The sequence below is a fragment of the Halomonas heilongjiangensis genome (assembly GCF_002879645.1).
Taxonomy (GTDB): Bacteria; Pseudomonadota; Gammaproteobacteria; order Pseudomonadales; family Halomonadaceae; genus Halomonas; species Halomonas heilongjiangensis.
This window is the reverse complement of the sequence record NZ_PNRE01000028.1, coordinates 1-11,069: the sequence shown is the minus strand read 5'-3', so window position 1 is coordinate 11,069 and position 11,069 is coordinate 1. Positions and strand designations below refer to the sequence as shown.

Here is an 11,069-nt window from a genome sequence, read left to right as displayed (position 1 = left end):
CCCATCCGCCGCACCAAGATCGTCGCCACCCTGGGCCCGGCCAGCGACCGCGACGGCGTGCTGGAGGCGATGATCGCCGCCGGCGTCGACGTGGTGCGCCTCAATTTCTCCCACGGCAGTGCCGACGACCATCGCCGCCGCCTCACCGCGGTGCGCGAGATCGCCGCGCGCCTGGGCCGCAGCGTCGCCGCCCTCGGCGACCTGCAGGGGCCCAAGATCCGCATCGCCCGCTTCCGCGACGGCGCCGTCGACCTCGAGGAGGGCCAGCCCTTCGTCCTCGACATGGCCCTCGACGCCAACGCCGGCGACGCCACCCGGGTCGGCTGCGACTACAAGACCCTGGCCGATGACGTCGTTCCCGGCGACCGCCTGCTGCTCGACGACGGCCGCCTGGTGCTCGACGTCAACCGCGTCGCCGACCACCTGATCCACACCTCGGTGGTGGTCGGCGGCCGGCTCTCCAACAACAAGGGCATCAACAAGCAGGGCGGCGGCCTCTCGGCCCCGGCGCTCACCGACAAGGATCGCGCCGACCTCGAGACCGCCATCGACATCGGCGTCGACTACCTGGCGGTGTCCTTCCCGCGCAGCGCCGCCGACATGCGCGAGGCCCGGGCGTTACTGGGCGAGGCGGGCAAGGAGATCGGCCTGGTCGCCAAGCTCGAGCGCGCCGAGGCCGTCGCCGACGAGGCGACGCTCGACGGCATCATCGAGGCCAGCGAGGCGGTGATGGTGGCCCGCGGCGACCTCGGCGTGGAGATCGGCGATGCCCAGCTGATCGGCATCCAGAAGCGCATCATCAAGCGCGCCCGGGCGCTCAACCGCGCGGTGATCACCGCCACCCAGATGATGGAATCGATGATCGAGTCGCCGTTGCCGACCCGCGCCGAGGTGTTCGACGTGGCCAACGCCGTGCTCGACGGCACCGACGCGGTGATGCTCTCGGCCGAGACCGCCGCCGGCGACTTCCCGGTGGAGACCATCGAGGCCATGGACCGGGTCTGCCTGGGCGCCGAGCGCGAGCGCATCGCCCAGGAGTCGGGGCACCGCATCCACGAGGGCTTCACCCAGATCGACGAGACCATCGCCCTGTCGGCGATGTACGCCGCCAACCACCTCGCCGGGGTGGCCGCCATCGCCTGCATGACCGCCTCCGGCTACACGCCGCTGATCGCCTCGCGGATCCGCTCGGGGCTGCCGATCGTCGGCCTCGGCCACAGCCCCATCGCCCAGCGGCGCATGGCGCTCTATCGCGGGGTGGTCTCGCTGCCCTTCGACACCAGCGAGATGAGCGCCACCGAGGTCAACGACCGGGCGCTGGCGCTGCTGGTGGAGAAAGGCATTGCCGAGCCCGGCGATCATGTCATCCTGACCCGGGGCGATCACATGAACGCCCATGGCGGGACCAACACCCTGAAGATCCTCGAGGTGGGAGACCATGACTGAGCCACGCCCGCGGCGCAGCGTGCGCCGCACCCTGCCGGAGCGCAAGCGCATCGCGCTGATCGCCCACGACGGCAAGAAGCAGGAACTGCTGGAGTGGGCCACGCGCTGGCGCGAGACCCTGGCCGATCACGAACTGATCGGCACCGGCACCACCGCCCGGCGCGTCGCCGACACCCTGGCGCTGCCGGTGACCGGGCTGATGAGCGGCCCGCTGGGGGGCGACCAGCAGATCGGCGCCCTGATCACCGAGCAGAAGCTCGACCTGCTGGTGTTCTTCTGGGACCCCTTCGCCCCCCAGCCCCACGACCCCGACGTCAAGGCGCTGCTGCGCCTGGCCGCCCTGTGGAACATCCCGGTGGCGTGCAACGCCGCCAGCGCCGACTTCCTGATCAGCTCGCCCTGGCTCACCCGGGCCTACGAGATGGCCATCCCCGACGCCGGGGCCTGGATCGCCAGCCGCACCGGCGAATGACACCCTTATTACGACAACGCATAACGCCACGAGATGTGAGGCCACCATGTTCCAGCTCACCCGCAGCGTCACCTGGCAGGCCCTGAAGCGCCTGCACGAGCAGACCGCCGACGACCGTATCCGCGACTACTTCACCGCCGACCCGCAGCGCTTCGAGAAGATGAGCCTGCGCGTCGGCGGCTTGTTCCTCGACTACTCCAAGCACGCCATCTCGGGCGCCGTGCTCGACAAGCTGCTCGAGCTGGCCGACCACTCGGCGCTGGTGCAGCGCCGCGCCCAGATGTTCTCCGGCGACATCATCAACGTCACCGAGGACCGCCCGGTGCTGCATACCGCCCTGCGCAACCAGGGCGAGGGACCGCTGATGGTCGACGGCCAGGACGTGATGCCGGAGATCCAGCGCACCCGCGAGCAGATCCGGGCGTTTTCCGAGGCCGTGCGCAGCGGCGAGTGGAAGGGCTACAGCGGCGAGCGCATCAAGGACGTGGTCAACATCGGCATCGGCGGCTCCGACCTGGGCCCCAACATGGCCAGCCGGGCGCTGCTCAAGTACCGCCACCCGGAGCTCAACTTCCACTTCGTCTCCAACGTCGACGGCGCCCATATCCAGAAGGTGCTCAAGCGCCTCGACCCGGCCACCACCCTGTTCATCGTCTCCACCAAGACCTTCTCCACCCAGGAGACGCTGCTCAACGCCAAGACCGCACGCCGCTGGTTCCTCGACAATGCCGGCGAGGACGCCGACGTCGGCGCCCACTTCATCGCCGCCTCCACCAACCGCCAGGCGGCCATGGAGTTCGGCATCCGCGAGGAGAACGTCTTCGAGTTCTGGGCCTGGGTCGGCGGGCGCTACTCGATGTGGTCGTCGATCGGCCTGCCCATCGCGCTCTCCATCGGCTTCGACGGCTTCATGGAGATGCTCGAGGGCGCCTACGAGATGGACCAGCACTTCCTGACCGCGCCCTTCCGCGAGAACATGCCGGTGCTGATGGCGCTGATCGGCATCTGGTACATCAACTTCGTCGGTGCCGAGACCCAGGCCATCGTGCCCTACGACCAGGCGCTTCATCAGCTGCCCTCCTTCCTCCAGCAGCTCGACATGGAGTCCAACGGCAAGTCGGTGGACATCTTCGGCCACCCGGTGGACTACAAGACCGGCCCCATCGTCTGGGGGCAGACCGGCTCCAACGGCCAGCACGCCTTCTTCCAGCTGCTGCACCAGGGCACCCGCTATGTGCCCATCGACTTCATCGCCTCGCTGAAGCCCGAGCCGGGGGTGGAAGACCATCACTTCGCGCTGCTCACCAACATGCTGGCCCAGGCCAACGCCTTCATGGAGGGCAGCCAGAGCGGCAGCCGGCTCGACCCCTACAGCTGCCCCGGCAACCGCCCCTCCAGCGTGCTGCTGCTCGACGAGCTGACGCCGAAGAACCTCGGCGCGCTGATCGCGCTCTACGAGCACAAGGTATTCGTCCAGGGGGTGATCTGGAACATCAACTCCTTCGACCAATGGGGGGTGCAGCTCGGCAAGCGCATCGCCGGCGAGATCAGCGAACGCATCGACGAGCACAGCCAGGACTTCGATGCCTCGACCCAGGGGCTGCTGGCCCTGGTGCGGGGGCACTTCCGCGAAGAGGGGCTCGGGCATGGCGGCGCCGCGGCCGAGCCGGCAGCGACCGCCAGCGCCGGCGGGGGCAGGGCCGGCAAGCGGGGCCGCAAGGGCTGAGCCCTCACCTGTCCGATGGGGAGTGGCGTCAGGCCCGCGCCGCGGCGCGGTGCCCGACGCGATGGCCCGACCAGGCCCCGGCCAGCCAGAGCACCACGCTGAGCAGCACATAGGCGAGCGCCAGGCCCGCCCGGCCCTGCTCGAGCAGCTGGAGCGTCTCGAGCCCGAACAGCGAGAAGGTGGTGAAGCCGCCACAGAAGCCGGCCACCAGGAAGGGTTGCCAGCGGGCCATGCGCCCGCTGGTGCGCCGCGCGGCGTAGGCGGCGAAGGCGGCGATCAGCCAGGAACCGAGCGCATTCACCGCCAGGGTCGCCCAGGGAAAGGCAGGCCCGGCGAGGCCCGGCATCGCCAGCGAGACCAGGTAGCGCAGCGCGGTCCCGAGCGCACTGCCGAGCCCCACCGCCGCATAGGCGCGCCAGGCGATCATGCCGGCCCCCCGGCCAGCCACCAGCCGAGCACGAGCGCCAGCAGGCCCACCACGAGCGTCGCCAGCAGATTGGCCAGGGCGGCGTGGATGCGCCTCTGCTGCCACAGCGTCAGGGTCTGCAGGCTGAGCGACGACACCGTGGTATAGCCCCCGAGTAGTCCGATCGCCAGCAGCTGCCAGAGCGGCCCGGGACCACCGGGTGCCGACGGCCCCAGCACGCCCGCCAGCAGCCCCATCAGCAGCGCCCCACTGAGATTGACCGCCAGGGTCCCCCAGGGGAAGGCGGCGCCCAGACGGCGGGCCACCAGGTTGGCAAGGGCCAGGCGCCCCATGCCGCCCAGGGCGCCGCCACCCGCCACCAGCAGCAGGCCCGTCAGGCCGATACTCATGCGCGCCTCCCTGCCCTCGGCACCCGCCATAAAAAAGACCACCCACGAGTGGGTGGTCCAAGTGTATCGCATGCTTACCTTGCAGGGGGCGTGCGGGTGAACGACCACGCTACAACAATGACACAATTTTCTGTTAATGTACAAATATCGTACATGGCTGCGCCATGACAGGGCCTTGCCCTGGCCCCGGGTCGTGATCATCGCCCAAAGTCCGTATCATCCGGCCCATGGTCGCACCCCACTGATGCCACCATCGCTACCACGCCCAGAAACGGAGGTCACAGCGTGAATCCCATGCGAGCCTTATCCTTGACCCTCGGCTGGCTGCTGATCGCCCTGGTGGCGTTCACCGCCCCCGCCCAGGCCCAGCAGGCCGAAGACGGCGGCGACCCGACCGCCTACGCCACCCTGGCCGAACTGCTCGAGGACGAGCAGGCCCGCCAGCAACTGATCGACCAGTTGCGCGACCTGGCCGCCGAGCCATCCCCCGAGACGGCAACGCCACCCTCCACCACGCCCGAAGCCGAGCCATCCCTGCCGCGCCAGCTGGCCGAGGCCACCAGCCGCACCGTCAGCGACATCGGTGGCCAGTTGGAGAACCTGGTCGGCGTGGTCGGCGCACTGTTCACCGGCCGTCTCGGTGGCGAGGACGGCAGTTTCGACACGGCGGCCTTCAGCAGCGCGGCCATCAACCTGGGCCTGGTGATCCTGGCCACCTTCGCGTTGTTCGTCGGCTTCCGGCGCCTGGCCAAGCCGCTGTTCACCGGCATCAGCCAGTGGTCGCTCACCGGTGCCGGCCTGACGCCGGTACTGCGCCTGGTGCTCTGCGTGGCCCTGGCCGCCCTGGTGGATGTCCTGGTCGTGGCGCTGGCCTACGTGGGCGGCAACCTGATCGCCACCTTCGCCATCGGCGAGACCGGCGAACTCTCGACCCGCGCCTCGCTGTTCCTCAACGCCTTCCTGGTCATCGAGTTGCTCAAGGCCGCGGTGCGCATGCTGTTCTCGTCCCGTTACGAGGGGCTGCGGCTGCTGCCGATCACCGCCGCCGAGGCCTCCTACTGGAACCGCTGGATCGCCCGGCTGATCGGCCTGGTGGGCTACGGCCTGATGGTGGTGGTACCGCTGATCAACGTCTATCTCGCCCCCGCCCTGGGTCAGAGCATCGCCACCCTGATCATGTTCGGTGCCTTCGTCTATGCCGTGGCGGTGGTGCTCAAGAACCGCCTGCGCCTGCGTGATGCCATCGATGTCAAGGCCAACCAGGCGACCATGGCCGCCAGCCGGGTCTCGCTGCAGCTGTTCGCCCGCACCTGGCACCTGTTCGCCCTGGCCTACTTCCTGATGGTGCTGGTGGTGACCCTGACCCGCCCGGTGGATGCCCTGCCCTTCGTGCTCTTCGCCACCCTCAAGACCATCGCCGCGGTGGTGGTGGGCCTGCTGCTCTCGAGCCTGCTGACTCAGACCATCGGCCGTCGCATCACCCTCTCCGAGGACCTGCGCCGCAAGCTGCCGCTGCTCGAGCCGCGCCTCAACCGCTACGTGCCCAATGCCCTGCGGGTGATCCGCACGATCATCCTGATCGTGGTGATCATGGTGGTGCTCAGCGCCTGGGGCGCCTTCGACCTGATGGGCTGGTACGCCTCCGAGGCCGGCCGTGGCCTGGTCGGCAAGCTGGTCAGCGTGGCGGTGATCCTGGCGATCGCCATCGCCGCCTGGCTGGGCCTGGCCAGCCTGATCGAGCACAAGCTCAACCCCGAGACCGGCGCCGGCGAGCCCGACCCGCGGGCCAAGACCCTGCTGACCCTGTTCCGCAACGCCCTGGCGATCACCATCATCACCATGACGGCGATGATCGTGCTGGCCGAAATCGGCATCAACATCGGGCCGCTGATCGCCGGTGCCGGTGTCCTCGGCCTGGCCATCGGCTTCGGCGCCCAGAAGCTGGTGCAGGACATCATCACCGGGATCTTCATTCAGGTGGAGAACGCCATGAACACCGGCGACGTGGTCACCGTGGGCGGCATCACCGGCACCGCCGAGCGGCTCAGCATCCGCTCGGTGGGCATCCGCGACCTCAACGGCACCTACCACATCGTGCCCTTCTCCAGCGTCGACACCGTCTCCAACTACATGCGCGAGTTCGGCTACCACGTCGGCGAGTACGGCATCGCCTACCGCGAGAGCATCGACGAGGCGGTCGTCGCCCTGCGCGAGGCCTTCGACGAACTGGCCGCCAGCGACGACCACAAGATGAACATCCTCGCTCCCCTGGAGGTGGCCGGCGTCACGGCGCTTGCCGACAGCTCGGTGAACATCCGCGTGCGCATCAAGACCACGCCCGGCACCCAGTGGGCCACCGGCCGTGCCTACAACCGCCTGGTCAAGCTGCACTTCGACGCCAAGGGCATCGAGATCCCCTTCCCCCACACCACCCTCTACTTCGGGGTCGGCAAGGAAGGCGAGGCGCCGCCGGCGAACCTGCGCCTCATGCAGCAGGGCTTCGACATCGACGGGCGCCCGGGCGGCCAGCCGAGTTCCGGCGAAAGCAGCCGTTCCGGCGAGGACGACCCGCGCTCGAAGCCCAACCCCGAGTTCAAGGGCGACTTCGACGAGGACTGAGCGCGGCTCTTCCTCCACCCACGCAAAGGGGCTGCCATTGGCAGCCCCTTTGTCGTGTTGGTCAGGCGGGTGATCAGTGGGTGGTGACCAGCATCACCACGCTGAGTGCCGCCGAGACCCACATGGCCGGCCTGATCTCCTGCCACCGACCGGTGCCGAGCTTGATCATCACGAAGCCGAGGAAGCCGAAGGCGATCCCCAGGGTGATCGAGTAGGTCAGCGGCATCAGGATGATCGCCAGGAACGCCGGGAAGGCCTCGTCGGCCCGGGTCCAGTCGATCTTCGCCACCGGCGCCAGCATGAACAACCCCACCAGCACCAGCGCCGGCGCCGTGGCGATGCCGGGCACCAGCGACAGCAGCGGCGAGAGGAACAGGAAGGGCAGGAAGAGCAGCGCGATGGTGACCGCCACCAGGCCGGTACGCCCGCCCTGGGCGACCCCGGCGCCGGACTCGATGAAGGTCTGGGCGGCGCTGGTGCCGAGCGGCGCGGCGATCATCGAGGCGAAGGCGTCCACCGTCATGGAGCGCTTGAGATTGCGCGGGTTGCCGTCCTTGTCCTTGAGGTCGGCCGACTCGGAGAGCGCCATGAAGCAGGAGAGCGCATCGAAGAAGTTGGTGAACAGCATCACGAAGATGAACGGCAGGTAGGCCACCTTCAGCGCCCCCCAGATGTCCACCTGCATCACCGCGCTGAAGTCGGGCCAGGCGGCCAGGCCGCTCCACTGCACCATCACCTCCTCGCCCCACAGCCGCCCCATGGGCGCGGCCAGCAGGGTGGTCAGGGCGATGCCCAGGATCAGCGCGCCGTTGAAGCGCAGCACCACCATGATCGCCGTGGCCATCATCCCGATGAAGAAGATCAGCAGGCTGGCATCGAAGCTGCCCAGGGACACCAGGGTCGCGTCGCTGCCGACGATGAAGCCGGCGTTCTTGAAGCCGATGAAGGTGATGAACAGCCCGATGCCGCAGGTGATGGCATAGCGCAGCGACGCCGGGATCGCCTCGATGATCGCCTTGCGCACGTTGAACATGGCCAGGGTGGCGAACAGTACCCCGGACCAGAACACGCAGCCCAGGGCCACCTCCCAGGAGAGCCCGGCCCCCTGCACCAGGGTGTAGGTGAACAGCGCGTTCATGCCCATCCCCGGCGCCACCAGGATGGGGTTGCGGGCGTAGAGCCCCATGGCCAGGCTGCTCAGGAAGCTGATCAGCACGGTGGCGGAGAGGGCCGCCGAGAAGGGAATGCCGGCATCGCTGAGGATCGCGGGATTGACGACGATGATATACATCGATGCCAGGAAAGTGGCGACACCCGCGAGCACCTCGGTACGCAAGGTGGAGCCACGACGGTGCACACCGAAGTAGCGCCCGATCCAGTGTTCCTCGCTACTTTCAGCGTAACGGTCTGATGGGACGGTTGAAGTCTGTTCCATGGTGGAGCCCATTGTTGTTGTCGAAGCCTGTTGTCGAAAGCCCCGAGGGCAGCATCATGCGGCGATGTTTCCTCGGGACACGACCACAGGGTAGGCAATTCCTGACCAATTGGACAACACCCAGAGTACGACATTGGTATACAAAAAGATGTAACACCTGGATACCAGGTGGCCGGACAGCAAAAAGGGCGCCGAAAGGCGCCCGCAAGAGAGGGATCACTGGCAGGGGGGCGCGGCGCCCCCCGGTCAGGCCTTGCCGCCGCCCGCCTTCTCCTTGCCCCGAGACTTGCCGCCATCCGCGCCCGGCTCGCCCACCTCGCTGGGCTGGGGCAGCGACGGCAGTGACTTGTCGAGCAGCTCGACGCTCTGGCGGTAGTAGAGCTGACTCTTGTTGTGCTCGCCGAGATTGGCGTAGAGCCGCGCCAGTTCGGCACAGACCACGCCACTGGGGCGTTGGCGCTGGCTCGCCTCGAAGTACTCCTGGGCCTTGGCCCAGTAGGCGTTGCGCAACGACAGCCGCCCCAGGGTGAGCAGCAGGTCGGGATCGTTGGGCCGCTCCTGCAGCCACTTCTCGGCATAGACCAGTTGGCGTGCCGCATCCACGTTGAGCAGGCCGTAGCGCAGCACCAGGCGGCTATCCCAGTGCTCCTTGAGGGAGTGGCGCAGCAAGCGCTCGGCGATGGGCTCCTGGTTGCCTCGCACCAACGCCTCGGCGTAGAGCACGACCAGTTCGGTATGGCCACGCAGATGATCGGGCATGTCGGCCCAGAGGTTGCGCACTCGCTCGATGTCGCCTCCGTCGCGCGCCTCACGGATGATCAGCTCGCGGTAGGCACGCAGCTCGAGCTGTTCGCGCTCCTGGCGCGAGATCAGCTGCTGGGCGCCGAGGCGGGGCATCAGGCGGCGCAGGCCGTCCCAGTCGCTGACGCTGAGATAGGCCTGCTTGAGCTGCTTGAGCACTTGCGGATGGTTGGGCAACTGGCGATCGAGCCGGGTGAGGATCGCCAGTGCCTCCTCGTACTGCTGGCGGTCGAGCATCAGCTGGGCCTGCATCATGCCCACCGCCGTGTCGGCCCCCTCGGTACTCAGGTGAGCCCGCTTGAGCAGCGTGTCGGCCTGGTCATAGTGCCCCTGGTAATGGGCGGCCAGGGCCGCCGAGAGGTAGTTGACCAGCGGCGTGCTGGAGTCGTCGGCGGCCTTGACCAGCGACTTCTCGGCACGCTTCCAGCGTCCCTCGGCCAGCGCCACCAGGCCGCGCACGGTGCGCTTCATGGCATTGCGGTTGCGGGTACGGCTGTTCCACACCTTGAAGCGGCTCATCGGCCGGCTCAGGCGCATCAGCACCCGCAGGCCGAAGTGCAGCACCAGGAAGGCCGCCAACAGGAGGATCAGGCCGAACCAGAAGGAGGTCTGGAACGAGGTGTCGCCCACCCGCACCAGCCAGTAGCCCGGCACCGACATCATCAGCTGGCCGAACAGCGCACCGAGCGCCAGGCCCAGGACGACGATCAGGATCAGCTTTCTCATGCGTCGTCTCCCTGGGCACCGTTGCCCTGGCTGGCGCTACGCGACTCGAAGCGACGCTCGATGAAGCCGGCCAGGGCCTGCTGGGAACCGCTGATGTCGGGGAGCTCCGGGCGGATCGCCTCGCCCTTGAGCGCCTCGAGCCGCGAGACCACCGAACGGACGCCGCTGGCGTCGGTCTCGTAGTAGCCGTTGATCAGGGTCAGCGCCTTGTCGAGGCTGGCCTCGAAGAGCTCCTGCTCCTCCTTGAGCAGCGCCAGTTGGGCCTGCTCCAGCACCAGACGCACGCTCTGGCGCAGGTAGGACTCCTGTTCCGGGGTGATCAGCGCCTCGAGGGCCGCGTCGTGATGGCGAACGGTGACCAGCGACTTGAGCTCCTGGCCGAAGCGCGACAGCTGCTGCTGCCAGCCGCCGCTGGGGGCCTCCTCGATGCTCGAGCGGGCGACCTGCTCCTCGATGTCCTGGCCCAGCGGCTGACGGGCGATCAGCTCCTGCTGGGCGTTCAGCGCCAGCCACAGGCCGGTGCGATCGACCCGCGGCACCGCGTCCAGCGCGGCCAGTTCGGCGGCGATCTCGCGGCGCACCGGCACCAGGGCCGGGTTGTCGGCCTCGCGCAGGCGGTCGTCGGCGGTACGCAGCAGCGCCGCGGCGCCCTGGACGTCGCGCTCCAGTTGCAGGCGCTGGTTGGCCAGACGCAGCAGGTAGGCGGCCTCGGCATGCAGCCAGTCGCGCTCGTCGGTCTCCTGCTCGCTGGCGAGCTCGGCCAGTACCCGGTCCAGGGTATCGTCCACCTCGCCGCGGTAGCTGGCGAATTCGCCCTGCAGCTCGCCGATGGCGTTCTCCAGCGCCGCGTCACGCTCGCTCTCGCCCGCGTCGAGGCGACTCTCCAGCTCGGCCAGGGCATCCCGGCTCGCCGACTGCGCTTCCAGCTCGGCGAGGCGTTGCTGCTGGGTGTCGAGCTTCTGCCACGCCTGCCAGCCGAACACCAGCACGGCGACCGCCAGCACGATCACCAGCACCAGGGCGAGCAG

General features: G+C 68.5%; 9 protein-coding genes. 4 read left to right on the top strand and 5 right to left on the bottom strand.

The window, feature by feature from the left end; genetic code table 11:
• From pyk to pgi, 3 genes are all read left to right on the top strand, one after another.
• On the top strand, positions 1-1,446 hold a 1,446-nt coding region (gene pyk, locus C1H66_RS06370), incomplete at its 5' end, for a pyruvate kinase (RefSeq protein WP_240618228.1).
• Entirely contained in the window at positions 1,439-1,918 is a 480-nt protein-coding gene (locus C1H66_RS06365; protein ID WP_102627064.1) for a methylglyoxal synthase, read from the top strand. The genes pyk and C1H66_RS06365, both read left to right, overlap by 8 nt.
• A 46-nt stretch (positions 1,919-1,964) precedes the next feature.
• The gene (gene pgi, locus C1H66_RS06360) at positions 1,965-3,644 is read left to right on the top strand and encodes a glucose-6-phosphate isomerase (protein WP_102627063.1); all 1,680 of its coding nucleotides are present in this window, start codon (positions 1,965-1,967) and stop codon (positions 3,642-3,644) included.
• A gap of 28 nt (positions 3,645-3,672) precedes the next feature.
• On the opposite strand, the gene crcB is transcribed toward pgi, so the two are convergent.
• Both crcB and C1H66_RS06350 read right to left on the bottom strand, forming a co-directional pair.
• Complete coding sequence (gene crcB / locus C1H66_RS06355; RefSeq protein ID WP_102627062.1) at positions 3,673-4,071, bottom strand: fluoride efflux transporter CrcB; 399 nt, start codon at positions 4,069-4,071, stop codon at positions 3,673-3,675.
• On the bottom strand, positions 4,068-4,460 hold the full coding sequence (locus C1H66_RS06350) for a CrcB family protein (protein ID WP_102627061.1): 393 nt from the start codon (positions 4,458-4,460) through the stop codon (positions 4,068-4,070). Before C1H66_RS06350 ends, crcB begins: the two co-directional genes overlap by 4 nt.
• Positions 4,461-4,754: 294 nt before the next feature.
• Here C1H66_RS06350 and ybiO point away from each other — a divergent pair, with 294 nt between their 5' ends.
• Positions 4,755-7,079, top strand: coding sequence for a mechanosensitive channel protein (gene ybiO, locus C1H66_RS06345; protein ID WP_102627060.1), 2,325 nt, complete (start codon positions 4,755-4,757; stop codon positions 7,077-7,079).
• Positions 7,080-7,152: 73 nt separating this feature from the next.
• Here ybiO and C1H66_RS06340 read toward each other — a convergent pair whose 3' ends face one another.
• From C1H66_RS06340 to C1H66_RS06330, 3 genes are all read right to left on the bottom strand, one after another.
• On the bottom strand, positions 7,153-8,514 hold the full coding sequence (locus C1H66_RS06340; RefSeq protein ID WP_102627065.1) for an NCS2 family permease: 1,362 nt from the start codon (positions 8,512-8,514) through the stop codon (positions 7,153-7,155).
• A gap of 246 nt (positions 8,515-8,760) precedes the next feature.
• Positions 8,761-10,041: a heme biosynthesis HemY N-terminal domain-containing protein gene (locus C1H66_RS06335; protein ID WP_240618227.1), complete on the bottom strand. Its 1,281-nt coding sequence runs from the start codon at positions 10,039-10,041 to the stop codon at positions 8,761-8,763.
• The coding region (locus C1H66_RS06330; protein ID WP_240618226.1) for a uroporphyrinogen-III C-methyltransferase at positions 10,038-11,069 on the bottom strand (1,032 nt) is incomplete at its 5' end. The genes C1H66_RS06335 and C1H66_RS06330, both read right to left, overlap by 4 nt.

What these genes read in the sequence shown, in the direction of transcription:
- ybiO (WP_102627060.1), top strand. Translation starts at nt 4,755, where the DNA reads ATGCGAGCCTTATCCTTGACCCTCGGCTGGCTGCTGATCGCCCTGGTG.
- C1H66_RS06335 (WP_240618227.1), bottom strand. Translation starts at nt 10,041, where the DNA reads ATGAGAAAGCTGATCCTGATCGTCGTCCTGGGCCTGGCGCTCGGTGCG.
- C1H66_RS06340 (WP_102627065.1), bottom strand. Translation starts at nt 8,514, where the DNA reads ATGGAACAGACTTCAACCGTCCCATCAGACCGTTACGCTGAAAGTAGC.
- crcB (WP_102627062.1), bottom strand. Translation starts at nt 4,071, where the DNA reads ATGATCGCCTGGCGCGCCTATGCGGCGGTGGGGCTCGGCAGTGCGCTC.
- C1H66_RS06365 (WP_102627064.1), top strand. Translation starts at nt 1,439, where the DNA reads ATGACTGAGCCACGCCCGCGGCGCAGCGTGCGCCGCACCCTGCCGGAG.
- C1H66_RS06350 (WP_102627061.1), bottom strand. Translation starts at nt 4,460, where the DNA reads ATGAGTATCGGCCTGACGGGCCTGCTGCTGGTGGCGGGTGGCGGCGCC.
- pgi (WP_102627063.1), top strand. Translation starts at nt 1,965, where the DNA reads ATGTTCCAGCTCACCCGCAGCGTCACCTGGCAGGCCCTGAAGCGCCTG.